Raw genomic sequence first — 24,472 nt, 5'->3', positions numbered from 1 at the left:
CGGGTCAGGCGGGCGCCCAGACATCGCCATGGTCGATGGCGATGCCCTCGGTGCGCAGCTTGAGCAGATGCGCGAGCACGTTGCGCTCGGCGGCGATTTTCAGCATCGGGTTCTGCTTGGCGTAGAGCCGCGCCGCGATTTCGGCGATCGTCGATGGCCGGGCACGCAGTGCCTCGAGAATCGCGGCCTCGCGCCGGCGGCGATGGGCGAGCATTTCCGCGACCAGGGCGCGCGGCTCCGGCAGGAGCGGCCCGTGGCCGGGCAGATAGACGGTTTCGTGCCGGTCGAGCAGGCGGAGCAGACTATTGTAATAGGCCTTCATGTCGCCATCGGGCGGGTTCACGATCGAGGACGACCATGACATCACGTGATCGGCGCTGAACAGAATGTCGCCCGCTCCCGCGACCGTGTAGGCGAAGGCGAGATGGTCGCTCGCGTGGCCCGGCGTGTGCAGCGCGGTCAACCCCGCCAGTTCGTCGCTCTCTTTCAGCCCATGATCGGGCGTGAACAGCGGCGTCGCGGGACGGTGGAACCCGTAGGTCGCGGCGTTCGTCGCGTTTTTCAGCGCCGCCGTGGCACCGAGATGGTCACGATGGGTATGCGAGAGCAGAATCCGCCTGATCGGCACATCGCCGGCGGCTTCAAGGATGTCCGACACATGGGTCGGGTCGTCCGGCCCCGGATCGAGCACGGTCAGCCCGTCTTCGGCGGCGATCAGATAGGTGTTGGTGCCGTGATAGGTCATCACCCCCGGATTGCGCGCGACGATGCGGCGGATTCCGGGCAGGACATCAAGCGCGACGCCGCGCTTCGGCTCGGCTTCGGTCAGAAACGGCATGACGCTGCGCTGCCGGTCGCGTGACTATGGTTCATCGCGCCAGACTAGGGTGTGAACCCGATGGCGGCAATCAGCCCGCGCCGAACAGGGCCGAGAGCAGCCCGAACATCACCGCGACCAGCAGGATGCCGCCTACCCAGACCGCCGGGCCGAGCCGCTCGCGGTCCCGGCTCGCGCGCCAGCCCCTGCGTCCTGAGTCTTTCCGGGGCTTCGGCGCCTTGTTATCGAGACCGACGATCCTGGATCGTCCTGCCGGGCCTGCATGCTGCGCGACCATGGCCATCTCTCCCGCTCCACGGGTCAAAAAGGGAAAATGCGCCCGATCGGGCCTCGTTTGCAAGCGAATCCCGCGCTTCAGGGCAGGCATCTTGCCGTTCCGCGCGCTCCAGGCCAAATCATGCGCCATGACCGAACCCGATCCCGAGGCGCCGCTGCGGCGATCCCTCGCACGGCACCGCGCCTTCGCGAGCGGATTGCTGGTGCTGATGGTCGGCCTCACCGTTCTCGCCTACTGGCTGCCGCCGACCGATGCCGCGTTGTTCCTGCGCGATGCGGCGAAAGCCGGGGTAATCGGCGGCATTGCCGACTGGTTCGCGATCACCGCCCTGTTCCGCCATCCGCTCGGCCTGCCGATCCCGCATACCGCGATCCTGCCGGCGCAGAAGGAACGGCTGGGCGCGGCGCTGGGCCGGTTCGTCGCCAATCACGTGTTCACCGAGGCGGATGTCGCGCGGTTCCTCGCCGGGCTCGACATTCCCGATCTGCTTGGCCGTTTTCTTGCCGATCCGGCGATGGCGCGGCCCGCCGCCGAGGCCTTGGCCGCTTCACTGCCGCGCCTGCTCCAGTCGATCGAGGATGGAAGGGCGCGCAGGCTGATCGGCCGGCTGCTGCCGCGCCTGGCGGGTGGCCCGGCGGCCGGGCGCGTGGTGGCGCGCGCCCTCGCCTCGCTGGTGCAAAGCGGACGGCACCAGGAGGTGTTTTCGTTCGTTCTCGATCAGTTGCGCACAGTGCTGAAGGCGCGCGAGGCGGATTTGAAGCAGATCGTCCGCGACCGGGTGCGCGAACAGGGCGGCGTGCTGGTGGGCTGGGCGGTAGGTGCGAGCATCGCATCGCGCGTCGTGGCTTCGCTCAATACCGAGTTCGACCGTATCGGGCCGGACGGATCGGAACTGCGCGAGGCGTTCGACGAATGGGTGCATCACGAGATCGGCCGCCTCACCGACGATCCCGAGCGGGCGGCGGAGCTGGGTGCCGCGCTGCGGCGCGTCGTCACCCACGAAACCATGCGCGCCTGGGGGCACGATATCTGGACGCAACTGCGCGCGGCGATCGAACGGGATGCGGTGCGGCCGAGCGGCCACAGCGTCGCCGTGATTCAGAACGCGCTCGCCAATCTCGGCACCATGCTGGCCCAGGACAAGGCGAGCCGCGCGCGCATCTCGGCAGCGGCGGGTGCCGTGGTGGCGCGCCTGTTGCCGGCCGCGCAGGCGGAAATATCCGGGTTCATCGGCCGCGTCGTCGGAAACTGGGATGCCGCGACAATTACCGACAAACTGGAATTGCGGGTGGGCAAGGATTTGCAATTCATCCGCGTCAACGGCACGTTGGTCGGCTTTCTGATCGGCGGGGCGCTGTTCCTGCTTCTGCATTTCGGCTTTCACAGACAGGGCTAAACCGGTGCACATTCATATTCATGAATTCCCCGACAACCCGTTCCTCCAATTGACCGGAGCAGAATTCGCCGCCGCCGCCGCCAAGGCCGGACCGATCGGCGCCGGCCATCTTGTGACCTTCGGCACCAGCATCGCCGAATACGAGCAAGCGGCGCCCGCGATCGAGGCGCTGATCGCAACGCCCGGCACGGTCCGCCGGCTCGATCTCGCGCGCGCCCCGCGATTGCGGCTGATTCAGTCCACCGCCGCGGGCGTCGATGCGCTGGCGCCGTTCGACATGATCCCGGACGGGGTGATGCTGCTGAACAATCGTGGCGTTCACGCCGACCGGGCAGGCGAATTCGCGATCATGGCGATGCTGATGCTGGCGGCCCATATGCCGGAATTCGCGACCGATCAGCGGGCGCATCGGTGGAACCGGCGGTCTTCCGGGATCATCGCGGGATTGCGCGCGACGATCGTCGGCGTCGGCGGGCTGGGCGGCGGTGCCGCGCGCCGGGCGCGGCAATTCGACATCCGCGTCACCGGAATTCGCAACGCGGCGGCGGCGCACCCGGATTGCGACCGCACGCTGACCGTAGCCGATCTCGACAAGGTGCTGCCGGAGACCGATTTCCTGCTCCTGGCCTGCCCGTTGACCGAAGCGACGCGCAACCTGATCGATGCGCGGCGGCTGGCGCTGCTGCCCGCACGCGCGGGGGTCATCAATATCGGACGCGGCGAGCTGCTCGTTCAGGCTGCACTGATCGCCGCCCTGCGCAACGGCACGATCGCCGGCGCGGTGCTGGACGTTTTCACGGAAGAGCCGGTGCCGGCGGAAGACCCGATCTGGGACGCGCCGAACCTGATCATGACCCCGCATATCTCCTCGGACGATCCCGAGCGCTACAACGAGGCGACGCTCGCGATGTTTTTCGAGAATCTGCGCGCCCTCGCCGAAGGCCGCACGCCGCGCACCCTGGTCGATCTGGCGAAGGGGTATTAAACAACAGTGGAACGTAGCGTCAGCTCGTTCCACTGCCGGCCGCGAATGCGGACGCGCAGCTTTAGCTGCGGAAGCCAAGGCCGCGGATGCGGCCGCCCGGCGTTTGAGGGCTCAAAAATTACCTCGGGAACCGAACAGCGACGAGCCGATGCGCACCATGGTCGCTCCGCAGGCGATCGCGACCTCGAAATCTTCCGACATGCCGATCGAGCGTTCCGGCAGGCCATGATGATCGGCCATCGCCACCAGATCGCGGAAATAGGGCGCGGGATCGGCGTCCAGCGGCGGAATTGCCATCAGCCCGCGCAAATTGGCGCCGAACCGCTCGCGCATCGCGCGGATGAAGCCATCCGCTTCGGCGCGCGCGATGCCGGCTTTCTGAGGCTCGTCGCCGATATTGACCTGCACCAGCAGGTTGGGCAGCGCGCCCTCGCGTTCAGCCGCCGCCGCCAGCGCGTCCGCGAGTTTCGGCCGGTCGAGCGTTTCGATCATGTCGAACAACAGCACCGCATCGCGCGCCTTGTTGGTTTGCAGCGGGCCGATCAGATGCAGGTCGAGATCGGGGTGGGTTACCCGCAGAGGCGGGAATTTCACCGCCGCTTCCTGAACCCGGTTCTCGCCGAAGACGCGCTGGCCGGCGGCGAGCGCCTGCTCGATCAAGGAAGCGGGCTTGGTTTTCGACACCGCGACCAAGGTAACGTCGCGCCCGGCGGCGGCGCGGTTCATCCGCGCACGCAGAGCGGCGATGGTCTCGGCGAGCGAGGGTTCCGGGGTGGGATTGTCGGCCATGGATGAATACCTGATCGGCGCGGCGCGCGCGGTCAAGCGGCGCCGAAAGCCCCCCTACCCTACGCTATGGCTGTTCACCGATGCCGGACGGCTGGCCGACCCGCTGCCGGCAATCGCGCTCCTGCCGCGCGGCATCGGCGGCGTGGTGTTCCGCCATGACGGCGCGCCGAATCGCGCGGCTTTGGGCCGTCTTGTCGCGGCGCTCTGCCGGGCGCGCGGAATTCCGCTCATCGTCGCCGGCGACTGGCGGCTCGCCGCCGCATTGCGTGCCGGCGTGCATCTGCGCGGCGGGACGAAAATCCGCTCAGCCTATCGCGGAGCGCTCGTCACCGCCTCGGCCCATGGGCGGACGGAACTGATCGCCGCAGCACGGGCCGGGGCCGACCTCGTGTTTCTCTCGCCCGCATTCGCGACGGCGAGCCATCCGGGTGCGAGGCCGCTCGGCGCGGTGCGCTGGGCGGGACTCGCGCGGACCAGCCCGGTTCCGGTGCTGGCGCTCGGCGGGATCGGCCGGCGGGCGCAGCACCGGCTGGGCGCCGCCTGCGCCGGCATTGGGGCGATCGGCGCTCTGTCACATGGTTGAAATACACTGTGGCGTCGAAACAACAGCCCGGCGAAATAGGCGTTTCACCCGCAGAGACTAGTTGCCTCGGCAGGGCAAAATGCCTTTTATCAGCCCGTCGCCGCACCCGGTTTCGTGCCGCCCGTCGTCACGGGCCTGCCGGGGAAGCGGATAACATGTTCTTGCCGGGATACCGGCTTCATGGGGGACTGAATGCGCAAGTTTCTGCTGGCCTCGGTGGCCACGTTGGGCATGGTGGCGGGAATTTCCGGCACCGCCTACGCACAGGCGGCGAAGCCGCCGGCACCCGGCACGCTCGTCGTTCACCTGAACGGGCTGCTGAACGATCAGATCAACGACATCGGTTCGACCGCGAATACCGTCAACACCTCGGCCGGCGCGTACAAGCTGAACCCGATCGGCATGACCGGCTTCCTGCGCCTGTATCCGGGCTTCGACGCGCAGACCGAGGGCGGTCTGCAATACGGTGTCGCCACCGAGCTGCGCACCGCCTTCACCACCGCCGGCCAGGGCATCCATGAAGCCGGCCCCGGCGTCGAGTCGATGGTGATCCGCCGTGCCTATGCCTATGTCGGCACCAAGGAAGCCGGTTTCGTCCGGTTCGGCCAGACCGACGGCATCTGGGATTTGCTCTCGACCGGGGAATATTTCAATTACGGCGACGGCAATCTGTGGGATTCCGACGGCGGCGTCGGCGCCGCCGTGCCGTCTCAGGCTGCGCCGCATGCCTTGTTCACCTACGAGGGCGCGCTCTACACGACCAACAAGATCGTCTATGTCTCGCCGGATATCGCTGGCTTCCAGGCCGGGATCGATTTCGAACCGAACTCGAACGGCTTCAAGGAAGGCGAACTCTGCACCGGTGGCACCTCCAGTTGCGCCACTCTCGCCAGCGCCCCAGGCGGTGCGGGCGCGTTTCGCCGCAAGAACACCTTCACCGGCGGCGTCTCGTACTCCAGTGAGTTCAACGGCACCGGCGTGAAGCTGATGGCCGACTACCTGATGAGTTCGCCGATCGGCAACAGCTCGGGTGCCCCGATCGAGACCATCATTTCGCCGGAAACCGGCTCGATCACCCACGAGACCAGCTTCAAGCGGATGGGCATCGCCCAGCTTTCCGGTCAGGTGACCTATGCCGGCTTCCTGCTCGGCGCCGATATGAAAGACGGCCAGGTCAACAACGGCTACAGCTTCCTGCTGCCCGGCCAGCGCAATGCGCTGTTCTACGAAGTGACCGGCGAATACACCGCGGGCCCCTATACGCTTGGCATACAGTATTTCAACAACCAGGCCGCCGGCGCACATCTGCCCGGCAACGGCACCGCGCGGACCGAGACCGATTACGGCTTCGATATCGGCGCGAACTATGCGCTGACCCCGCACTTCGGTGTCTATGCGGTCTATCTCTACGGCCACCGGCACCAGCTCGGCTATGACTTCATCAGCAGCACGGCCGACTCGACCGCGTTCAACAACGTGCAGGCGCAGGCGATCAGCGCTGGCGCCCAGCTCAAATGGTAAGCTGACCGCAACGGTCATCTGAAGCACGAGGGTGGCGGAGCGATCCGCCGCCCTTTTTTCTTGCTCTATTTCTCACTCCAAAATCCCCGCCCTACGCCGTGCTCTTGGCGCGATGCCCCGGCAAGGTTAAACACCAGCGACAGACCAAGCGGAGACGAATGTGCGCTTTCATGTGATCAACGCCCAGACCACGATGTTCCGGCCCGCAATAAGGCTCGCCGCGCTGGGCTCCGTCCTCGCCTTGGCCGCCTGCGGCAACGCGAAACAGCCGCAATTGCCGAACATGCAGACCTATCGGATTCCGCCGGCCATGCAGAATGCCAATTCCGGGCTTGGCAATCTGTTCACCCTCGGCGGCAAGAGCGGACCTTCGGGACAGGCGACAGGGGTTTCGGTCAATGCCTATCTCTGGCGGGCCTCGCTCGACACGCTGTCGTTCATGCCGCTCGCCTCGGCCGATCCGTTTGCCGGCGTGATCATCACCGATTGGTATTCCCCGCCCGCCACGCCCAACGAGCGCTTCAAGGCGACCGCCTATGTGCTCGGCAGCGTGCTGTCGGCCAACGATCTCAAGGTCTCGGTGTTCCGCCAGACCATGTCGGGCGGCGAATGGGTCGATGCCCCGGTCGATCCGGCGACTGCGAGCGGCATCGAGGACCGGATCCTGGCGCGCGCCGCGCAATTGAAGGCGGCCGGCCAGCTGAACGGCTGAGCGATGGACCAGACGACGTCCGATCTGGCGTACGATTTTCGCGCCGCCGAGCCGCGCTGGCAGGAGGCATGGACGAAGCGCGGCTGTTTCCGCGCCGAGGACAGGCCGGACGGAACCAAGCCGAAATACTACGTGCTGGAGATGTTTCCCTACCCCTCCGGCAAGATTCATATGGGCCATGTGCGCAACTACATGCTGGGCGAGGTCGTCGCCCGCTACAAGCGCGCGCGCGGCTTTGACGTGCTGCATCCGATGGGCTGGGACGCGTTCGGCCTGCCCGCCGAGAACGCCGCGCGGGAACGCGGCATCGCCCCGGCGGTCTGGACCCGCGAGAACATCGCGGCGATGCGCGCGGATTTGCAGCGCGTCGGCTTAGCACTCGACTGGTCGCGCGAGTTCGCGACCTGCGACCCGGAGTATTATGGCCAGCAGCAGAAATTGTTCCTCGATTTCTGGCGCGCGGGCTTCGCCCTCCGGCGGGAATCGGCGGTCAACTGGGACCCGGTCGATCAGACCGTGCTCGCCAACGAACAGGTGATCGACGGGCGCGGCTGGAAATCCGGCGCGCTGGTGGAAAAGCGCAGGCTGCGCCAGTGGTTCCTGAAAATCACCGACTTCGCCGAAGATCTGCTCGCCGGGCTCGACACGCTGGAGCGTTGGCCCGAGCGGGTGCGGGTGATGCAGCGCAACTGGATCGGCCGCAGCGAAGGCGCCGAATTTTCGCTCCGCCTTATCACGCCGGTTGCTGGCATCGATCGCGTCGTGGTCTACTCCACCCGGCCGGACACGCTGTTCGGCATGAGTTTTCTGGCCCTGGCGCCGGATCATCCGCTCGCCATGGCGGTCGGAGCCGCGAACCGGGACGCCGCCGCCTTCATCGCCGAATGTCAGAGCGCCGGAACCTCGGAAGCCGTGATCGAGGCCGCCGAGAAGCGCGGTTTCGACACCGGATTGTGCGTCGCCCACCCGTTCATCGCGGGGGCGACCTACCCGGTCTGGATCGCCAATTTCGTGCTGATGGACTACGGCACCGGGGCGATTTTCGGCTGCCCGGCGCATGACCAGCGCGATATCGAGTTCGCCCGCAAATACGGGCTCGGTGTGACCGTGGTGGTCGCGCCAAAGGACGAGCCCGATCTTGCCGTGACCGACAAAGCCTTTATCGGCGATGGTTTGATCGTGAATTCCGGCTTTCTCGACGGCCTGGATGTCCAGGCCGCGAAATCGCGCGTGATCGCCGAACTGGAAGCGCGCGGGCTGGGGCGCGGCGTGGTGAACTGGCGCCTGCGCGACTGGGGCATTTCGCGCCAACGCTACTGGGGCTGCCCGATTCCGGTGATCCATTGCGAAATCTGCGGCGCGGTGCCGGTGCCCGAAAAACAGCTCCCGGTACGCCTGCCGGAAGACGTGGCGTTCGACAAACCGGGCAATCCGCTCGACCATCACCCGACCTGGAAACATGTGGCGTGCCCGCAATGCGGCGCGGCGGCGACCCGCGAGACCGACACGTTCGACACGTTCGTCGATTCGTCGTGGTATTTCGCGCGGTTCTGCGCCCCGCACGCGGCATCGCCAACCGATCGCGCGGCGGTGGATCGCTGGATGCCGGTCGATCAATATATCGGCGGCATCGAGCATGCGATTCTGCACCTGCTCTATGCGCGGTTCTTCACCAGGGCGATGCACCGCCTCGGCCATGTCGGGCTGCAGGAACCATTCGCCGGGTTGTTCACCCAGGGGATGCTCACCCATGAGAGCTACCGCACCGAGGACGGGCGCTGGCTCTACCCCGACGAGGTGGCGAAGCACCCGGACGGCACGGCGACCGAGCGGGCGACCGGTGCGACGGTGATCGTCGGGGCGATCGAGAAAATGTCGAAATCCAAGCGCAACACGGTCGATCCCAGCGCGGTGATCGAGCGGTTCGGCGCGGATACCGTGCGCTGGTTCGTGCTGTCGGACAATCCGCCCGAACGCGACGTGGAATGGACCGAAGCGGGCGCGCAGGGGGCGTTTCGCTTCGTGCAGCGGCTGTATCGCCTCGCGCGCGGCGTCGCTGCGGAATTCGCGGACATGACCCCGCTGGATCGGGCATCTCCCGATCAAGCGGGGGGCGGCGCGCGCGCGCTGCGCCAGACCACCCATCGGACCATCACCGCGGTGACCGAGGCGATCGAGGCGTTCGCATTCAATGTCGCGATCGCGCGGCTCTACGAGCTGGCGAACGCGGCCGGCGAGGCCGAGGGCAAGCCGGCGATGGCGGCGGCGAGGCGCGAGGCGGTGATCACGTTGATCCGGCTCGCCGCCCCCATCGTCCCGCACGTGGCCGAGGAAGCCCACGCGCTGCTCGCCCCCGAGCAGGGGCTGGTCGCCGATCTGCCCTGGCCGGAGGCCGATCCCGACCTGGTGCGGCGCGACCGGGTGACCCTCGCGGTGCAGGTCATGGGCAAGCTGCGCGGCACCATCGAGCTGCCGCTCGGCACCGATGCGGAAACCGCCATAACCGCCGCCCTGGCGGATCGGAAGATCGCCCGCGCCCTGGAGGGCGCCACCATCGTCAAGCGGGTCCATGTGCCGGACCGGATCGTGAACTTTGTCGTTCGCACGTAAGCTTCCAGCACTCCTCGCTTTGCTCGGCCTCGCCAGCTGCGGGTTCCATCCGCTATACGGATCGCAGGGCGGCCAGGAGCCGGCGATCGCCTCGCGCATGGATGAAATCGATATCGGGCTGATGCCCGATCGCAGCGGCCAGGTGATGCACGAGGCGCTGGAACGCGACCTGCAACGCGCCGGCGCGCCGAAATTCTATCGCTACCATCTGGCGGTCAGCTACGGGATTTCGGTTCAGGTGATCGGCATCCAGCCGGACAGCTCGAACACCCGCAACCGGTACTTCGCCAATGCCCATTGGGTGCTAACGCCCGAGGGCAATCGCGGCCTCGCAATCGCCAAGGGCAATGCCCAGGCGATGGATGCCGAGAACATCATCGACAACCAGTATTTCGCGACCGCGCTTGATGGCGGCACGATGCGCCACCAGCTCGCCCGCGAGATCGCGACCCAGATCACCACCCAGCTCGCGATCTATTTCCGCAGCCATCCCGACAAGGGCTGAAGACCGGTGAAGATCGAGACAAGACAGGTCGAGCGCTTCCTCGCCGACCCTGGGCGGACGCGCTTCGTGCTGATCTATGGGCCGGATAGCTCGCTGGTCGCCGAGCGGGGGCGCGGTCTCGCCAGGCGCATTGCCGGATCGCTCGACGATCCGTTCCGCATCGCCGAGCTCGACGCCGATCAGGCCGAGCGCCTGCCCGAGGAGGCAAGCGCGCAGGCGTTCGGCGGCGGACGGCGCGTGGTTCTGCTGCGCGATGCGGCGGACAAGCAGGTGCCATTCATCGAATCCGCGCTCGAGACCAGGGGCGATTCGCTGGTCATCGCCATGGGCGGCGACCTTGCCGCGCGCTCGAAGCTGCGGGCGTTCGCCGAAAAACACGCCGAAGCCGCAGCGATCGCCTGCTATCCGCCGGACGGCGCAGCGCGCGGTCCGGCGCTGGAAGCCGCCTTGCGCGATGCCGGCGTCGCGCTTTCGCGGGACGCGATTGCCGTCGCCGCCGGCCGTCTCGGCGGCGAGACCGGCGCGCTGCGCGACGCGGCCGAGCGGCTGATTCTCTATGCCGGCACCGAGCGAAAGCTCGACCTCGCGGATATCGACGCGGTGCTCGACGATCAGGGCTCGGCCTCGATGCAGGACGCGATCGATGCAGCGCTCGCTGGCGACGTCAAGGCAGCCGATCACGCCGTCGGGCTGGCGCTCGACGAAGGCGCCGCACCGGTGGCGATATTGCGCGTGCTGCTCGGCGAGCTTTCGGCGCTCCGGCTGCTTGCCGACGCGGTCGCGAAGGGAGCCAGCGCGCGCGATGCGGTCGCGGCGCGGCGGCCACCGGTGTTTTTCCGCCGCCAGGCGGCGGTGATCAAGGCGGCCGGGCGTTGGCGCGAGCCGGCGATTATTGCCGCGATCGAGCGCGCGCTGCGCGCCGAGGCCGATTGCAAGCGCACCGGCGCGGTGCCCGAGGCGATCTGCCGGCAGACGCTGCTGGGCCTCGCCCAGCGCGCTTCAAAAATAAGACAATGAAGCGTTCTTATCCGGTTCACACATATAGACGCAAGATATTGATTCAGCGATGATATCTCTGTTAGGATGGCCAGCCAGGGAGAATGGGCCATTTATCCCGGAAGGGCAGCGCGGCTTTCCACGAGAAAGCGCCGCCAATGTCGCGCGATCCCTTCGACTTATCGGTCGCGTCTTGAGCGGCAATCAACTCGTTAACTTGCGGATGGTTTAAGACAAAAAATGCATCGGCTGTGCGCGTTTCTCCTACTCGCACAAGAATGTAAAAGAGGTTTGGAACTGCCTGTCTTCGCCGGATTAGCCAAGCACTATTCGATCCAACCCCTTTTACATCGACCCAGAATCGATATGTCGCGTCCCGGCTTCCCACCATCAGATCGGCCAAGGGCGTATTTCCCATTGTGAACGAGACGACGTAGCCATTGCGGACCAATTCCGATGCGACGAGAAATTGCGCCGTCCATTGCGTGCGCTGCACCTTCGCTGAGCGCGATATCGGCATTATTGTCGAGGGCATCGTGGTTTCACCTGTGGAGAATCTGAAAGGCGGTCTCGTATCGTTTGAGGCAGAGTTGGCGTTGAAATGAAGCCCGATTCCTATAATTCGATCGTTACCGATCGCTTTCGACCATCGCGACCGCCTGCCTAAGTACGCCGGCCAGGGCGGCGCGCTGGGCGGCGACCAGATCGGGCGCGGTGGGCCCGGCGAGCGGCGCCGTCGCCGTCAATCGCCGCTGCGCCAATGGCCGCTCGCCGATCCCGACGGGCTTCGCGACCACCAGGGTCAGGGCGGCACGGGCGACGTGCCGGGTCGGGTCGGCGAGCAGCGTGTCGAGCGTGCCCTCCACGATCAGCGCGGGAGACAATGCGCTGCCCTCGCCCACAACCGCGGAAAATTCGCCCGAGGCCTGAAGCCACGCGATCAGCGATGCCGTGACCGCCTGCGCCGGCGGCACCGCCCAGCGATTGTAATAGCCGCGATGGATGCTGCCATCCGCTTGCAGCGTGATCAGCCCGCGATCGCCCAGCGCCGGGCCGGCCTGGATGCCGCGCACCAGCACCACGCCACGCCGCGATCCCGCCGCCGCGATGCCGGGCTCGGGTGCGATCGGCCAGTCGGTCCGCGCGGTGTAGGGCTGCTTGGCGAGAAGGTCGCCGCAACCGGCGAGAGCCAGCGGCGCTGCAAGCAGCAGATGACGACGGTTCAGGGACATGGCGCTCCTCATTGCGGCGTCTGCCGGGGTGGCGGCGCGCCGCGCAGCACGATCGAGGGGTTGTTCTTCAGGGTTTCCGACAATTCGTCGAGATTGGCCGACGCCGCGTTCAGGTTGCGCAGGATCGGGATCATCTGGCGATTGAGCGTCGCGGTGGTCTCGTTCGCGCTACGCACCGTCGCCTGGGTCTGTGCGATGAGCTTCGGCATCTCGGCGCTCACCTTGGCAAGTTCGTCGGTCGTGCGATTGAGTTTTGCCAGTATGGCGCGGGTCTGTGCCCCATCGGCGAGGTTGCGCAGCGAGGCGGTGGTGGCCGGCAGATCAGCTCGTTTCACCTGGGATCTCAACTCGCCGAGCAGCGCGTTGGCGTTCGCCAGCGTCTTATGCGCATCGCCGGTGGTGATTTCCTTGTTGAGCGTATCGACCAGCGAGGTAAGCACCGCGATCGTCTTGTTGAATTTCACGTGCTCCATATTGGTCAGGAATTTTTGCACCGCATCCTGCACCTGGGTGAGCGTGCTCGGGATCGAGGGGATCACGGTCGAACGCGGCTGCCAGGGAATCGACGGCACCGGATGGTGCACCGGCTTGACGAAGCTCAGCTCCAGATAGGCGAGCCCGGTGATCCCCTGCGGCGCCACCTGAACGCGCAACCCAAGTTTGATCGCCTGCGCGATATTGGTGTCCGGTCCCACCTTGCGGGGGTCAACGCGGAACCGCACCACCACCTGGTGATAGACCGGCTGGAGCATTTCGGACGGATTCCTCGGCGGATACTCGGCGGAAACCAGGCCGATATCGGTGACTTTGCCGATGGTCACGCCGCGAAACTTCACCGAGGAGCCGACATTGAGCCCCTGCACCGATTCGCGGAAATAGGATTCGTAGGCAATGCCGGGCCGGAACGCATTGCCGGACAGCAGGAAGATCAGCCCGATCAGCACCGCGATGCCGGCGAGCACGAACAGGCCGGTTCGCAGGGCGGCGCCGCGCGGTTCCATTATGGTGACCTCGAAATGACCATTCGGAACAGCCCGTCAAGGCGGCCCGTTGCGAACCGTGAGGCGGCATGACGATCCAGGTTCGCACCGCCATCATGAATTGCTTCCACCTTGCAAAGCTCGGCGTCGCAATGACGCTTGACCAAAAATACCCTCATGATTCGGCTTCCCGGTTGAAAAATGCCCGCACCGTGGGATGATCGCTCGTGCGTTGCAAGTCGCGCGGCACGCCGAGCGCGATCATGCCCTTCGCCGCGCGATCGAGCATCACGCAGCGATCGGCGATGGCGAAGATCGATTGCAGTTCGTGAGTCACCACCACGAAGGTGCAGCCCAGCGCCGCGCGCAGATCCAGGATCAGCCGGTCGAGCCCGGCGCCGGTGATCGGGTCGAGCCCGGCGGAGGGTTCGTCGAGAAACAGGATCGGCGGATCGAGCGCTAGAGCCCGCGCGATCGCGGCGCGCTTCGCCATACCGCCGGAAATTTCGGAGGGCAGCAGATTGACCGCGTCGGCGAGGCCGACCAGAGCGAGCTTGATCCGCGCGATCTCGGCGCGCGCCCGCGCCGGCAGATCGGTGAACATCGCGAGCGGCAGCATGATGTTCTCCAGCAATGTCATCGAGCCAAAGAGCGCGCCGGACTGGAACATCACCCCGATATCCCGGCGGACCGCCTCGACCTCGGTCACCACATCGTGGCCACGCACCGAAATCCGCCCCTGCGTGGGCGGGAGCAGGCCGATCATCTGCTTGAGCAGGGTCGATTTGCCGCAGCCCGAGCCGCCGAGCACGACGAACACCTCGCCGGTCGCCACGGTGAACGAGACATTCTCGAAGATCGTGCGCGTGCCGAAGCGCTGGCCCGCCGCATCGACCACGATCGCCACGGCATCGTTCACAGGCCGAGCCGGTAGAAAATCACCGCGAACAGCCCGTCGAGCAGAATGGTCGCGACGATGCCGCCCACCACCGCCGAGGTCGCCGCCTCGCCCACCGCGCGCGGGCCGCCGCCCGCGGTCAGGCCGGCCCGGCAGCCGATCAGCCCGATCGCGGCACCGAACACCACCGCCTTGAACAGGCCGAGCAGCAGCGCCTCCGGCCCGGTCGCCATTTGAACCTGATGCAGGATGGCGGCGGGGGGAAATCCGAGAATCATCATCACGAAGCCCATGCCGATGATCCCGGCGACATCAACCCCGATCGCCAGGGCCGGCATCACCAGCATCGCCGCCGCCATGCGCGGAATCACCAGCATGGTCTCGGCATCGATCCCCATGGTGGTCAGCGCCGCGACTTCTTCGTTGACCATCATGGTGCCCAGCTCGGCGGCGAAGGCCGAGCCGGTACGCCCGGCCAGGATCACGGCGGCGAGCAAGGGCCCCAGTTCGCGGAACAGCGAAAGCGACACCAGGGCCGCGACATAGATATCCGCGCCGAACTGGCGCATCGGGATCGCCGACTGGAACGCCAGGATCATCCCGATCAGAAAGCCCATCATCAGGATGAGCGGCATCGCCTCGGTTCCGGCGCGTTCGGTCAGGCGAAAAAAATCGCCGCCGCGCAGGAAACGCAGTTTGGTGGGCAAAGTCAGTGTCGCGAGAATCGTCTCGCCGAAGAATGCCACCCGGATCAGCAGCGTGCGTCCGAGGCCGGTGCGAGTGACGGTGCGCGGCGCTACTTTGGGCGGCGGGCCGTCCGGTACCGCCGCGCGCAGCCGGGCGAGCAAGGCGGTGGGCTGTTCGCCGAGGCCGCGCAAGGTGATCCGCTCGCCGTGTTCGCGTTCGAGTGCCAGCAGCAGCGCGGCGCCGGAGGTATCGACCGGCTCCGCCCCGGCGAGATCGACGATCAGGGCGCCCTTCGCCCGGCGCGCGGCATCCTTGGTGCGCGACCAGATCGGGGCCAGCGCCGGCGCGGTGAGCGGTCCGGCAAGCGCGATCACCGTACCCGACGGCTCGTTGGCGACATCAAGCCGCGCAACCGTCACCCGCGCCATCCGGGGCGGGCGATCGGGACGGCGCGAACAGGCTGGATCGATCCGATTTGGGTCATTGTCAGGCCGCGATATAGCATGATCGCGACCGGTTCACAGAGTATGACGCTACGACCCGCTGAACCAGTTATAGCCCTGATTCTCCCAGTAACCGCCGGGATAGGTGTTGGTGACGCCCAGGGCGACGATGGATTTCGGGTTCTTGAAGCCGAGCTTGGTGGGAATCCGCAGCCGCAGCGGCGCACCGAACGGCGCGGTCAGCGGTGCGCCGAGAAAATCGAGCGCCAGGATGGTCTGCGGATGCAGCGCCGATGCCATGTCGATGCTGGAAAAATAACCGTCGGCGCAATGGATCGACACGTAGCGCGCGCGGAGATCGGCGTTCACCTTGCGCAGGAAATGGTGCAACGGCACCCCGCTCCATTGGCCGACCACGCGCCAGCCTTCCACGCAGATCAGCCTGGTGATCTGGCTTTCCCGCGGCATGGCGCGCAACTGCCCGATCCGCCAGGGGCGTTTGTCGCCGATCCGCCCGGTCAAGGCGAGCCGCCAGGTCGCGGCATCGACCTGCGGCGCCTGGCTGATGTCGTAGAAGGCGTTGAAGCGCGGCGGCCGGGTGATCTGCGACGGCTTGAAGGTCGGCGCCAGGGTGCGCGGATCGAACAAGGCAGCCTGAACCTCGTCGTTCCAGTCCGACATTGCGCGCAGGAACCGATCGGCGAGGTCGGGGTGGTTCGGATGATCGAAATCGCACCCGGACAAAGAACCCAGCGCGCCGAGAGCAAGCGCGCGGCCGAGCAGCTTGCGCCGATCAAGGCCGAACGATTTCATGGCCGCACCTCCCGCCCGTCCGGTTCAGGCAGACGGCCTCCGGTGATCATCGCCGGCAGAACCCGCGGCACCAGCGCGACGAGCAGGACATGGACGGCGATGAACAGGACGATGCCGGTCATCGCGCAGAAATGCACGACGCGCGAGATGAAGAACCCACCGAACAGATCGGACAGCCACCATAATTGCACCGGCTTCCATACCGCGAGGCCGGACAGCACCGCGAGAATGCCGAGTGCGATAACGCCGAGATAGAGCAGGCGCTGCACCGCGTTATAGACGCCCACCTCGTGCGGCAGACGGAACCGCAGTGCCGCGGCCGTGTCGCGCAGTACGGCACGGGGCGATAGCGGCAGGAATTTCCGCCGGAAATGTCCGCTCGCGATGCCCCATCCGAGATAGAACAGCCCGTTCAGCATCAGCAGCCAGATCGCCGCGAGATGCCAGGCGATCGCGCCGCCGAGCCATTGGCCGATGGTCAGCCATTGCGGAAAGGTGAACGGCAGGAACGGCGAGGCGTCATAAATTTCCCAGCCGCTGCCGATCAGCACGACGATCGCGATCGCGTTCAGCCAGTGCATGATCCGCAGCGGCAAAGGATGGATCGGAACCCGTTTCGCCATGACGAACCTCCTCTAAAGATCGTGTTGAGCGATGTGCCATCGTGCGCGTGCGCGGCGGTTTCGTCGAGGCATCGAAACGATAACCAACCGGCATTGGCCCATGGACATCGCGACGTGCATGTCTTGCGGGCTGACCGGCATTGCCGCCGGTGCGCAATACAACAGGAGATCACGATGAACCGTCTCATTCTCGCCGCTGCGATCGCCGCTGGCCTCGGCTTCGGGGGCTCAGCCTTGGCGCAGACCTCGACCATGCAGCACGGCACCATGAAGCACGATACGATGCAGCATGGCGCCATGAGTCATTCGGCGATGTCGCACTCGAAGATGAAACATGACACAATGAGCCACGATACGATGAGCCACGGCAGCGCTCAGTAGCCTGCCGGCACGGTCGGGGCTTAGGGAGGTGGAGCCGAGCCATGGATCTTCAGGCGCGATTGGATGCCGAGCGTGCGCGCCGCCTCGAGAACGAGACGGTTCGCGCGGCCTATGAAGAAACCGTGACCACTCTGCGCCGCAACGGATTTCTTCCCAGCGTTCTGGCCGAAGAGACGCTGTTTCCCGATTTCGTTCTGCCCAACACGGAGGGCAGGCTGGTCTCGCTGTCCAGCCTGCTCGCCCGCGGTCCGGTCATCGTGCAGTTTTTTCGGGGCGAATGGTGTCCCTATTGCCGGATCATGCTCGACGCACTGGTGGAGGCTCTGCCCGAGATCGAGGCGCTTGGAGCCTCGCTGATCGCCCTCACCCCCGACACCGGCCCATGGGTCCAGGAGGCGAAAACCACGCATGGCGCCCGGTTCGACGTGCTGTCCGACGTGGATTGCGGGGTCGGCCTTGCCGCCGGCGTGGTGTTCCGCGTCCTGCCGCTCTATCTGGCGCGTCTGCAAGCCGTCGGGATCGACTTTCCCGACCGCCACGGCAACGATGCCTGGTTTCTGCCGATGCCGGCCCTGTTCCTGCTCGATCGCGACGGACGGATCGCCTGGCGCTTCGCCGATCCCGATTTTACCCGCCGCGCGACGCCCGAACAGATTCTGGCCGCGCTGCGTGCCCTTGATCCGCCGGGCTGACCGATCCGGCGATCATGGAACTCACCCAGGTCCGCTATTTCGTCGCCCTCAGCCGCACGTTGAACTTCACTCGCGCGGCGGAGGTGTGCAACGTCAGCCAGCCGGCGCTGACCAGGGCGATCCAGCGGCTGGAGGAGGAGCTTGGCGGCGCGCTCCTGTTCCGGGAACGCAACCTGACCCAGATGACCGAACTCGGCCGCTCGATGCTGCCGCATCTGGAAACCATGCTGAATGCCGCCGAAAGTGCCGCATCGCTCGCCGAGGCCCGGCGCCGTCAGCCACCATCAACGCTGAAAATCGGTCTTGGCCCCGGCATCGCCGCCGGTGCGATCGCGTTTGCGATCCGCGAGGTCGCGTCCATCCTGCCCGATCTCGCGGTGCGGTTCGAGGAAGCCGGGCCAGCGGCACTGGCCGAGCAGATGCTCGCCGACATGCTCGACTGCGCGCTCCTGCCGGCGGATTGCGAGCTGCCCGAACGGCTCAATCATTGGCCGCTCTATGAGGAACGCGCGATCGTGGTGGTGCCGTCCGCGCACCCGCTCGCCGGGCGGCAGAGCATCACCGCCGCCGACCTGCTGGGCGAAACGCTGCTCTTGGGTGAACGCTGCGGCGGATTTGCCGGGCGGATCGGCCCGGAATCCGGCCTGCAATTCCGGCTGCGCCGTTGCGGCGGGTCCTGGGCGCATCTGCTCGATCTGGTGGGGGCAGGACTTGGCGTCGCGATCCTGTCCGAGCGGCTGGCGATTCCGGCACCGCTGATCGCCTGCCGCCTCGGCGAGCCGGACATGACCCGCGGGATCGAACTCGCCGCCGTGGCGGGACGGCCGCAAGGCCCGGCGGTGTCGGGTTTCATCAAGCTGTGCCGCGCGCGGCGCGGCAAGGCGTTCGGGCTTAGCTGAACCAGCGCGGGAGCGGAATTCCGATATGGGGTGCGATCTGGATCAGCCCGGCATGGATCATGTCGAGCGCGACATAGAGCACGATCGCCAGCCCGACCCAGACCAGCCAGCGATGTCGGGTGAGCAGCTTGGCCACAACATTCGCGGCAATTCCCATCAGGGCGACCGACACCACCAGCCCAACGGCAAGCAAAGCCGGGCGGTTGCGCGCGGCGCCGGCGACCGCGAGCACGTTGTCCAGGCTCATCGACAGATCGGCGATGACGATGCGGATCGCCGCGTCGCGCAGCCGCATCGGAGCGGCGCCGTGCGCTTCGGCGGGCGCGCGGGAAAATTCCCGCCAGGATTTCCAGGCGACGTAGAGCAGCAGAATGCCGCCAGCCAGCATCAGGCCGATCACCGCGAGCAGCCGCAAGGCGACCAGCGCGAGGGCGATGCGGATCGCGGTCGCCGCGCCGACGCCGATCAGGATCGCCTGACGCTGCTGCCGCTTCGGCAGGCGCGCGACCGCGAGCCCGATCACGATGGCGTTGTCGCCCGCGAGAACGAGGTCGATCATCAACACCTGGGCCAGGATGGCGAGATCGGCGAGGGCGAACGGCATCCACCCCTGGTTCGCGGCAACGGATCGGCTTGTCAACGGCAGCGGCGCGGACCAAAACGACGGCGGTTTGAGGAGCGAAAATATGGTCCCGCGCTATTCACGGCAGGAAATGGCTTCGATCTGGCAGGATCTGAACCGCTACCGCATCTGGTTCGAGATCGAGGCATTGGCCGCCGAGGCGATGGCCACCCTCGGCGACATCCCCGCCGATTCCGCGCGCGCGATCCGTGAAAAGGGCGGTGCGTGGATCGCGGCGATGACCGAGGCAGATGTCGAACGGATCGCCGGGATCGAGCGCGAGACGCGGCATGACGTGATCGCCTTCCTGACCTGGCTCGCCGAGGGAATCGGGCCGGACTCGCGTTTCGTGCATCTCGGCATGACCTCCTCGGACGTGCTCGACACCTGCCTTGCGGTGCAACTGACCCAGGCGACCGATCTTCTGCTCCAGGGCGTCGATGCGGTGATGGCGGCATTGAAGCGGCGGGCGATCGAGCACAGGCACACGCCCACCATCGGCCGCAGCCACGGCATTCACGCCGAGCCCACCAGTTTCGGGCTGAAACTCGCCGGCCATTACGCGGAATTCGCGCGCGACCGCGAGCGCCTGATCGCGGCGCGGCCGGAAATCGCGACCTGCGCGATTTCCGGCGCGGTGGGTACCTTCGCGCATCTCGACCCCGGCATCGAGGCGCATGTCGCGGCAAGGCTGGGGCTGGCCGTCGAGCCGGTTTCGACCCAGGTGATCCCGCGTGATCGCCACGCCGCCTATTTCACCACGCTCGCGGTGATCGCCTCCGGCATCGAGCGGCTGGCGACCGAAATCCGCCATCTGCAGCGCAGCGAAGTGCGCGAGGCCGAGGAATTCTTCCATCCGGGCCAGAAGGGCTCGTCGGCGATGCCGCACAAGCGCAATCCGGTGCTGTCGGAAAACCTCACCGGCCTTGCCCGCCTGGTGCGGAGCTATGCGCTGCCGGCGCTGGAAAACGTTGCCCTCTGGCACGAGCGCGACATCAGTCATTCCTCGGTCGAGCGGGTGATCGCGCCGGATGCGACGATCGCGCTCGATTTCGCGCTGCAGCGCCTGGCCGGACTGGTGGAAAAGCTCACGATCCATCCCGAGCGCATGGCGGAAAACCTGGAAAGCCTCGGCGGCGTTGTGCATTCGGGTGAGGTTCTGCTGGCGCTGGCCCGCGCCGGGATTTCACGCGAGGACGCCTATCGGATCATCCAGCGCAACGCGATGGCGACCTGGACCACACTCGGCAAAACCGACGCGCGCTCGTTCCGCGATCATCTGATGGCCGATCCCGAGGTCGCTGGCCGGATCAGCCCGGAGGCGATCGACGCGGCGATGGATTCACGCTCCCACCTTGCCCGCGTAGATCAGATTTTTACCCGCGTGTTCGGTACCGACTGACCGATGTGCTCGGTCATCATCTCGTTTCTACCCGGCGAGCGATGGCCGGTGGCGATCGGCGCCAACCGCGACGAAATGCTCGACCGCGCATGGGACGCGCCGGCACGGCACTGGCCGGACCGGCCGGGAATCGTCGCCGGGCGGGACCGGCTCGCCGGCGGCACCTGGATCGGGCTGAACGATCACGGCGTGGTCGCGGCTCTGCTCAACCGCATCGGCAGTCTTGGCCCCGCCGCGGGCAAGCTCAGCCGGGGCGCGCTGCCGCTGATCGCGCTGGAGGAATCAACCGCCGGAGCCGGCGCCGCACGGATCGCGGCGCTCGATGCCGGCCGCTATCGCAGTTTCAACATGGTGGTCGCCGATGCCTCCGGCGGATTTTTGCTCCGCGGTCTGGAATGCGATCACCCCGATATCATGCCAATAGAGCCTGGCATCACCATGGTCACGGCGCATGATCCGAACGACATGAACAGCCCGCGCATCGCCCGCTACAGGCCGCAATTCGAGGCTTTGCCCCGCCCCGATCCGGGTGCCGATGATTGGGCGGCCTGGGCGGCATTGCTGGCCGATCGCGGCCCGCCCGCCGAAACCGCGCTGAATGTCGGGCCGCGCGGCGGGTTCGGCACGGTCTGTTCCAGCCTGATCGGGCTCGCGCCCGATGACCGGCGATTTCTGTTCGCGCCCGGACCACCCGATCGCGTTAAATTCGCCACAATTTTCTGAATATTATCAAAATTGAGAAGAGTGCTCGCAGAAATCTGTTGTTCAAGATTGACGTATATGGCAATCAGTGACGGCAATCGTCATATACTGGAGGAAACAGCACCATGATCCGATCGCTTCTGCTTGCCGGCTTCGCCTGTGGCGCCCTTGCGCTTTCCGCCGTGCCGGCCATCGCCGCGCCGGAGACCTTGCAGCTCACGCCCGGCAACATGCTGGCCCAGACCCATTCGAGCGCCATATTGTTCACCATTACCGGCACCTATCGACAATTGGCCGGCACGCTGAATTTCGATCCGGTGGCGAAAACCTGCGCGGTCGATGTGACGTTCCAGACCCGCAGCCTCGCGCTGCCGAACGCGATCGTGCGCGGCCAGGTGATGTCGAAGGGCTTCCTCGACCCCGACCAGTATCCGACGACCAGCTACAAGGGCACGTGCACCGATAACGGCACCGTGCTTGCGGGCAATCTGACCATGCACGGCCAGACCCATCCCTTCGACATGAAGGTGACCTACCGGATGGACGGCAACACGCTTGTCGGGCTCGATACCGCGGGGACCCTCGATCGCTACAATTGGGGCCTGAACGGGCTGCAGATGATGGTCGGCAAGATGATCAAGGTGACCAACGACATTTCGCTGAACGGCAAGCCGCCCACGCCGGCCTCGTGAATGCGCAACGCCTGATTAGCGTGGCTGCCCTGTGTTTCACGTGAACATAGGGCAGTTTAGGGAGCCTCTTCTGGCGATATTTCCTTTCAGCTATATCGAGGACGGCCCGCAAGCACAATACGCGCTCAACAAGAAGCCGATCCGACCGCCCGGATCGGCTTTCGTCGTTCCGGCATCGACAGGCTGCGAAAATGCGCCATGCTCGTCCCCTGCGTCTCGAGCGCCGGAGCCAGAAATGACAAACTGTCGGATGTGCCTGCAAAATCGACGCTGCCGGAACGGCCGTGAACGACCCACGCCGGATAGGCGCGGCCGAGTTCGCGGGTCAGAATCCGCCGGAAATCGGCGAAATCCCGCTGGTTCGTCGTGACCGCCGTCACTCTTGCCCGAGCGGCGATACCCAGCGAGATCACCCCGGCAAGCACCGCGATCAACATGCCTGACAGAACAAGGACGACCAGCATCTCGAGGAGGGTGAATCCATCGCTGCCTCGGTGTTCGGCAGATCGGATCATGATGCGGGTTGCCGGGGCGCGACCCGCAACGTGCGCCACTGGCCGATGACAGGACCGGATCGCGCCGCGATCGAGAGCACGATCCGGTCGAGTGGCGGGGCGGTGCGGGGACCGGGGTTCGGCGCGACCGAGAGGCGCCAGAACAAATTGTCCTTGTGGCTTCTGGTGACGCCGAGCCGTAATGGCGTATCGCGACCGAGACCGGCGAGCAGGGAATCGGCAAGGGCCACGGCATGGTCTTCGGTGGCGATCCGTTCGGCTCGGGCAAGGCTGTCGGCAATCGCCCCGGTCAACAGCCCCAGCGCAAGGCCCAGAATGACCAAGGCAACCAAAACCTCAAGAAGGGTAAATCCTTTATCTGAAAATTCCTGCACGGATTTGCTACAGCAATCAATAAGCACTCACCGGTAATATTTTTCATCAAGAGGAATCTTTCTAATTGATTTTATTATCAAATCGACCTGATAATAAAATAGTGTCATATATATATAAATAGCCTTAATTTTTTGTAAAATTCCAAAATCTTTCATCAGAAAAATATGTGCCAAAAGAGCTCTTGACCAAATATGCCCATTTCTCGAAGAAATTTTCAAAAGATCTATAGTTCTTTGTAAATCCTTATTCACATAATGGCCATTATAATACATAACTGCTAAATTAAAAACGGATGGATCATACTTATTATTTGCGCCCAACGAAAAGGCGTCGAACGCTAATTCATAATCTCGCAATTTATAAAATCCTTTTCCGAAATAGAATGACGCTTCTATTAAATTTTTTTCTTTTGCTACATATAGTAATTTTTTTGCTCTCTCCAAAACATTTGAAACATTGGCTCCCTTTCTAAACATGCCGGAAAGGTAAATTATACTGAGGCGAGACCCGCCTAACGCAAATTTTTCCAGTTCAGAAAAAGATTTTTCTGCGTCAATAGATCGATCCAAATAAGATTTTTCTATTTGGTTACGAAACGGCTCGTCTTCATCATTGTATATGTACATAATTTTTCTACGCTGGTTTCTTTGGTGGTTCTTGCGTCACTGGAGATGGAGTATAGATCACCTTAGGGGATTCTGGGAGTTCTGCGCCCGGATTTACAATGTTTCTTGCAACACAATATATAAATAATGCGCAATACGACCAGTTTCTGAGCCCCGCAATTTCTTCCGGGGCACCACTAAACTGAGCTTCCTTCTTTTGAATTGCACAGCCCATTGATCCGAAACGATAATTTGTGATCGGGCGGGGTGGTTACTGGGTACAGCGGATGGCGAGATTGCGGTGGTGACGGTGTTGCGCGTCAGTGTCGCGAGGTCTGCGATCAGGCTGTGGAAGCTGTGGACCGGCAAGCCATCGTCGGTCTGTTTGGTGGTCTGTTTGCGGAGTGCTGCTGGGGACCGCTCGGCTTTGGCGACGACGCTGGGGCGCAGGGTCTCGGCGAGGTCCTTGTCGGTGTCCTCGAACGGCATCGGTGCCAGTCGCTGGCGCATATGCCATTCGAGGTAATAGGCGAGCATGCAGAGCAGCACATGAGCCCGCACCCGCCCCTCCAGCCAGTGGTAGACCGGCCGGATATGGAGATCGACGGTCTTGAGGCAGCGGAAGGCGCGCTCCACCCGGGCGAGGGATTTGTAGCTGCGCACCGTTGCGGGGTCATCGATCGTCTCGGCGGGGAGATT

The 24,472-nt window shown here is 65.0% G+C and carries 28 protein-coding genes and 1 pseudogene; 14 read left to right on the top strand and 15 right to left on the bottom strand.

The genetic code is table 11. The features are described from left to right. Positions 1–4: 4 nt before the first annotated feature. Both AiwAL_RS15860 and AiwAL_RS15855 read right to left on the bottom strand, forming a co-directional pair. Positions 5–838 carry an MBL fold metallo-hydrolase gene (locus AiwAL_RS15860; protein WP_262313047.1) on the bottom strand — a complete coding sequence of 278 codons (834 nt, stop codon included), beginning with the start codon at positions 836–838 and terminating at the stop codon, positions 5–7. 70 nt (positions 839–908) lie between these two features. Next, complete coding sequence (locus AiwAL_RS15855) at positions 909–1,115, bottom strand: hypothetical protein (protein WP_235705424.1); 207 nt, start codon at positions 1,113–1,115, stop codon at positions 909–911. Between the two features lie 127 nt (positions 1,116–1,242). On the opposite strand from AiwAL_RS15855, the gene AiwAL_RS15850 reads away from it, so the two are divergent. Next, complete coding sequence (locus AiwAL_RS15850; protein ID WP_262313046.1) at positions 1,243–2,511, top strand: DUF445 domain-containing protein; 1,269 nt, start codon at positions 1,243–1,245, stop codon at positions 2,509–2,511. Positions 2,512–2,515: 4 nt separating this feature from the next. Next, positions 2,516–3,496 carry a D-2-hydroxyacid dehydrogenase gene (locus AiwAL_RS15845; protein WP_262313045.1) on the top strand — a complete coding sequence of 327 codons (981 nt, stop codon included), beginning with the start codon at positions 2,516–2,518 and terminating at the stop codon, positions 3,494–3,496. Positions 3,497–3,607: 111 nt separating this feature from the next. On the opposite strand, the gene AiwAL_RS15840 is transcribed toward AiwAL_RS15845, so the two are convergent. Next, entirely contained in the window at positions 3,608–4,285 is a 678-nt protein-coding gene (locus AiwAL_RS15840) for a YggS family pyridoxal phosphate-dependent enzyme (RefSeq protein ID WP_262313044.1), read from the bottom strand. On the opposite strand from AiwAL_RS15840, the gene AiwAL_RS15835 reads away from it, so the two are divergent. The 6 genes from AiwAL_RS15835 (at position 4,284) to holA (ending at position 11,233) form a co-directional block, all read left to right on the top strand. Continuing rightward, on the top strand, positions 4,284–4,868 hold the full coding sequence (locus tag AiwAL_RS15835; RefSeq protein ID WP_235705428.1) for a thiamine phosphate synthase: 585 nt from the start codon (positions 4,284–4,286) through the stop codon (positions 4,866–4,868). The two genes, AiwAL_RS15840 and AiwAL_RS15835, sit on opposite strands and share 2 nt — an antisense overlap. A 192-nt stretch (positions 4,869–5,060) precedes the next feature. Beyond that, the gene (locus AiwAL_RS15830) at positions 5,061–6,389 is read left to right on the top strand and encodes a porin (protein ID WP_262313043.1); all 1,329 of its coding nucleotides are present in this window, start codon (positions 5,061–5,063) and stop codon (positions 6,387–6,389) included. A 160-nt stretch (positions 6,390–6,549) separates the two neighbouring features. Beyond that, a complete protein-coding gene (locus AiwAL_RS15825) occupies positions 6,550–7,101 on the top strand; it encodes a DUF3576 domain-containing protein (protein ID WP_407932565.1) in 552 nt (183 codons plus the stop codon). A 3-nt stretch (positions 7,102–7,104) separates the two neighbouring features. Then, positions 7,105–9,711 (top strand): leucine--tRNA ligase, encoded by a 2,607-nt coding sequence (gene leuS, locus AiwAL_RS15820; RefSeq protein WP_235705430.1) that lies wholly within the window; start codon positions 7,105–7,107, stop codon positions 9,709–9,711. Then, on the top strand, positions 9,695–10,216 hold the full coding sequence (locus AiwAL_RS15815; protein ID WP_235705431.1) for a hypothetical protein: 522 nt from the start codon (positions 9,695–9,697) through the stop codon (positions 10,214–10,216). The genes leuS and AiwAL_RS15815 overlap by 17 nt, the downstream gene beginning before the upstream one ends. A 6-nt stretch (positions 10,217–10,222) precedes the next feature. After that, the gene (gene holA / locus AiwAL_RS15810; protein WP_235705432.1) at positions 10,223–11,233 is read left to right on the top strand and encodes a DNA polymerase III subunit delta; all 1,011 of its coding nucleotides are present in this window, start codon (positions 10,223–10,225) and stop codon (positions 11,231–11,233) included. A gap of 61 nt (positions 11,234–11,294) precedes the next feature. Here the strand turns inward: holA and AiwAL_RS15805 are convergent, their stop codons facing one another. The 7 genes from AiwAL_RS15805 to AiwAL_RS15775 form a co-directional block, all read right to left on the bottom strand. After that, complete coding sequence (locus AiwAL_RS15805) at positions 11,295–11,732, bottom strand: hypothetical protein (protein ID WP_235705433.1); 438 nt, start codon at positions 11,730–11,732, stop codon at positions 11,295–11,297. A gap of 109 nt (positions 11,733–11,841) precedes the next feature. Continuing rightward, positions 11,842–12,444: an ABC-type transport auxiliary lipoprotein family protein gene (locus tag AiwAL_RS15800; RefSeq protein ID WP_235705434.1), complete on the bottom strand. Its 603-nt coding sequence runs from the start codon at positions 12,442–12,444 to the stop codon at positions 11,842–11,844. An 8-nt stretch (positions 12,445–12,452) separates the two neighbouring features. Then, positions 12,453–13,445, bottom strand: a complete 993-nt coding sequence (locus tag AiwAL_RS15795) for an MlaD family protein (RefSeq protein WP_235705435.1) — start codon at positions 13,443–13,445, stop codon at positions 12,453–12,455. A 154-nt stretch (positions 13,446–13,599) separates the two neighbouring features. After that, positions 13,600–14,343 (bottom strand): ABC transporter ATP-binding protein, encoded by a 744-nt coding sequence (locus tag AiwAL_RS15790; protein WP_235705436.1) that lies wholly within the window; start codon positions 14,341–14,343, stop codon positions 13,600–13,602. Next, on the bottom strand, positions 14,340–15,437 hold the full coding sequence (locus tag AiwAL_RS15785) for an ABC transporter permease (RefSeq protein ID WP_268920289.1): 1,098 nt from the start codon (positions 15,435–15,437) through the stop codon (positions 14,340–14,342). The genes AiwAL_RS15790 and AiwAL_RS15785 overlap by 4 nt, the downstream gene beginning before the upstream one ends. Before the next feature lie 105 nt (positions 15,438–15,542). Continuing rightward, a complete protein-coding gene (locus AiwAL_RS15780; protein WP_235705438.1) occupies positions 15,543–16,265 on the bottom strand; it encodes a molybdopterin-dependent oxidoreductase in 723 nt (240 codons plus the stop codon). Further along, the gene (locus tag AiwAL_RS15775; protein ID WP_262313042.1) at positions 16,262–16,888 is read right to left on the bottom strand and encodes a cytochrome b/b6 domain-containing protein; all 627 of its coding nucleotides are present in this window, start codon (positions 16,886–16,888) and stop codon (positions 16,262–16,264) included. Before AiwAL_RS15775 ends, AiwAL_RS15780 begins: the two co-directional genes overlap by 4 nt. 174 nt (positions 16,889–17,062) lie before the next feature. Here AiwAL_RS15775 and AiwAL_RS15770 point away from each other — a divergent pair, with 174 nt between their 5' ends. Genes AiwAL_RS15770 through AiwAL_RS15760 form a run of 3 tightly spaced genes read left to right on the top strand, consistent with a single transcriptional unit; the run spans position 17,063 to position 18,860 of the window. After that, a complete protein-coding gene (locus AiwAL_RS15770) occupies positions 17,063–17,269 on the top strand; it encodes a pentapeptide MXKDX repeat protein (RefSeq protein WP_235705440.1) in 207 nt (68 codons plus the stop codon). A 41-nt stretch (positions 17,270–17,310) separates the two neighbouring features. Next, on the top strand, positions 17,311–17,961 hold the full coding sequence (locus AiwAL_RS15765) for a peroxiredoxin-like family protein (RefSeq protein ID WP_235705441.1): 651 nt from the start codon (positions 17,311–17,313) through the stop codon (positions 17,959–17,961). Between the two features lie 14 nt (positions 17,962–17,975). After that, a complete protein-coding gene (locus tag AiwAL_RS15760) occupies positions 17,976–18,860 on the top strand; it encodes a LysR family transcriptional regulator (RefSeq protein ID WP_235705442.1) in 885 nt (294 codons plus the stop codon). On the opposite strand, the gene AiwAL_RS15755 is transcribed toward AiwAL_RS15760, so the two are convergent. Further along, positions 18,853–19,464 (bottom strand): YjbE family putative metal transport protein, encoded by a 612-nt coding sequence (locus AiwAL_RS15755; RefSeq protein WP_262313041.1) that lies wholly within the window; start codon positions 19,462–19,464, stop codon positions 18,853–18,855. The genes AiwAL_RS15760 and AiwAL_RS15755 overlap by 8 nt on opposite strands. An 82-nt stretch (positions 19,465–19,546) precedes the next feature. Between AiwAL_RS15755 and purB the strand changes: the two genes are divergently transcribed. The 3 genes from purB (at position 19,547) to AiwAL_RS15740 (ending at position 22,278) form a co-directional block, all read left to right on the top strand. Beyond that, positions 19,547–20,884, top strand: coding sequence for an adenylosuccinate lyase (gene purB / locus AiwAL_RS15750; protein ID WP_262313040.1), 1,338 nt, complete (start codon positions 19,547–19,549; stop codon positions 20,882–20,884). Between the two features lie 3 nt (positions 20,885–20,887). Continuing rightward, positions 20,888–21,607: an NRDE family protein gene (locus AiwAL_RS15745; protein WP_235705445.1), complete on the top strand. Its 720-nt coding sequence runs from the start codon at positions 20,888–20,890 to the stop codon at positions 21,605–21,607. Between the two features lie 104 nt (positions 21,608–21,711). Next, complete coding sequence (locus tag AiwAL_RS15740; protein WP_235705446.1) at positions 21,712–22,278, top strand: YceI family protein; 567 nt, start codon at positions 21,712–21,714, stop codon at positions 22,276–22,278. 125 nt (positions 22,279–22,403) lie between these two features. On the opposite strand, the gene AiwAL_RS15735 is transcribed toward AiwAL_RS15740, so the two are convergent. The 4 genes and pseudogenes from AiwAL_RS15735 to AiwAL_RS15720 form a co-directional block, all read right to left on the bottom strand. Continuing rightward, complete coding sequence (locus AiwAL_RS15735) at positions 22,404–22,793, bottom strand: prepilin-type N-terminal cleavage/methylation domain-containing protein (RefSeq protein ID WP_235705447.1); 390 nt, start codon at positions 22,791–22,793, stop codon at positions 22,404–22,406. Further along, positions 22,790–23,167: a type II secretion system protein gene (locus AiwAL_RS15730; RefSeq protein WP_235705448.1), complete on the bottom strand. Its 378-nt coding sequence runs from the start codon at positions 23,165–23,167 to the stop codon at positions 22,790–22,792. The genes AiwAL_RS15735 and AiwAL_RS15730 overlap by 4 nt, the downstream gene beginning before the upstream one ends. 27 nt (positions 23,168–23,194) lie before the next feature. Further along, entirely contained in the window at positions 23,195–23,737 is a 543-nt protein-coding gene (locus AiwAL_RS15725) for a tetratricopeptide repeat protein (protein WP_262313039.1), read from the bottom strand. A gap of 150 nt (positions 23,738–23,887) precedes the next feature. Further along, positions 23,888–24,472, bottom strand: a pseudogene (locus AiwAL_RS15720) (hypothetical protein); the annotation flags it as partial.

This window comes from Acidiphilium sp. AL, from assembly GCF_025499445.1.
Taxonomy (GTDB): Bacteria; Pseudomonadota; Alphaproteobacteria; order Acetobacterales; family Acetobacteraceae; genus Acidiphilium; species Acidiphilium iwatense.
This window is presented reverse-complemented; position numbering and strand designations above follow the sequence as displayed.

What these genes read in the sequence shown, in the direction of transcription:
- AiwAL_RS15840 (WP_262313044.1), bottom strand. Translation starts at nt 4,285, where the DNA reads ATGGCCGACAATCCCACCCCGGAACCCTCGCTCGCCGAGACCATCGCC.
- AiwAL_RS15735 (WP_235705447.1), bottom strand. Translation starts at nt 22,793, where the DNA reads ATGATCCGATCTGCCGAACACCGAGGCAGCGATGGATTCACCCTCCTC.
- AiwAL_RS15850 (WP_262313046.1), top strand. Translation starts at nt 1,243, where the DNA reads ATGACCGAACCCGATCCCGAGGCGCCGCTGCGGCGATCCCTCGCACGG.
- leuS (WP_235705430.1), top strand. Translation starts at nt 7,105, where the DNA reads ATGGACCAGACGACGTCCGATCTGGCGTACGATTTTCGCGCCGCCGAG.
- AiwAL_RS15770 (WP_235705440.1), top strand. Translation starts at nt 17,063, where the DNA reads ATGAACCGTCTCATTCTCGCCGCTGCGATCGCCGCTGGCCTCGGCTTC.
- AiwAL_RS15745 (WP_235705445.1), top strand. Translation starts at nt 20,888, where the DNA reads ATGTGCTCGGTCATCATCTCGTTTCTACCCGGCGAGCGATGGCCGGTG.
- AiwAL_RS15860 (WP_262313047.1), bottom strand. Translation starts at nt 838, where the DNA reads ATGCCGTTTCTGACCGAAGCCGAGCCGAAGCGCGGCGTCGCGCTTGAT.
- AiwAL_RS15830 (WP_262313043.1), top strand. Translation starts at nt 5,061, where the DNA reads ATGCGCAAGTTTCTGCTGGCCTCGGTGGCCACGTTGGGCATGGTGGCG.
- AiwAL_RS15775 (WP_262313042.1), bottom strand. Translation starts at nt 16,888, where the DNA reads ATGGCGAAACGGGTTCCGATCCATCCTTTGCCGCTGCGGATCATGCAC.
- AiwAL_RS15805 (WP_235705433.1), bottom strand. Translation starts at nt 11,732, where the DNA reads ATGCCGATATCGCGCTCAGCGAAGGTGCAGCGCACGCAATGGACGGCG.
- AiwAL_RS15780 (WP_235705438.1), bottom strand. Translation starts at nt 16,265, where the DNA reads ATGAAATCGTTCGGCCTTGATCGGCGCAAGCTGCTCGGCCGCGCGCTT.
- AiwAL_RS15755 (WP_262313041.1), bottom strand. Translation starts at nt 19,464, where the DNA reads ATGCCGTTCGCCCTCGCCGATCTCGCCATCCTGGCCCAGGTGTTGATG.
- AiwAL_RS15740 (WP_235705446.1), top strand. Translation starts at nt 21,712, where the DNA reads ATGATCCGATCGCTTCTGCTTGCCGGCTTCGCCTGTGGCGCCCTTGCG.
- AiwAL_RS15835 (WP_235705428.1), top strand. Translation starts at nt 4,284, where the DNA reads ATGGATGAATACCTGATCGGCGCGGCGCGCGCGGTCAAGCGGCGCCGA.
- AiwAL_RS15800 (WP_235705434.1), bottom strand. Translation starts at nt 12,444, where the DNA reads ATGTCCCTGAACCGTCGTCATCTGCTGCTTGCAGCGCCGCTGGCTCTC.
- AiwAL_RS15855 (WP_235705424.1), bottom strand. Translation starts at nt 1,115, where the DNA reads ATGGTCGCGCAGCATGCAGGCCCGGCAGGACGATCCAGGATCGTCGGT.
- AiwAL_RS15760 (WP_235705442.1), top strand. Translation starts at nt 17,976, where the DNA reads ATGGAACTCACCCAGGTCCGCTATTTCGTCGCCCTCAGCCGCACGTTG.
- purB (WP_262313040.1), top strand. Translation starts at nt 19,547, where the DNA reads ATGGTCCCGCGCTATTCACGGCAGGAAATGGCTTCGATCTGGCAGGAT.
- AiwAL_RS15765 (WP_235705441.1), top strand. Translation starts at nt 17,311, where the DNA reads ATGGATCTTCAGGCGCGATTGGATGCCGAGCGTGCGCGCCGCCTCGAG.
- AiwAL_RS15785 (WP_268920289.1), bottom strand. Translation starts at nt 15,437, where the DNA reads ATGGCGCGGGTGACGGTTGCGCGGCTTGATGTCGCCAACGAGCCGTCG.
- AiwAL_RS15795 (WP_235705435.1), bottom strand. Translation starts at nt 13,445, where the DNA reads ATGGAACCGCGCGGCGCCGCCCTGCGAACCGGCCTGTTCGTGCTCGCC.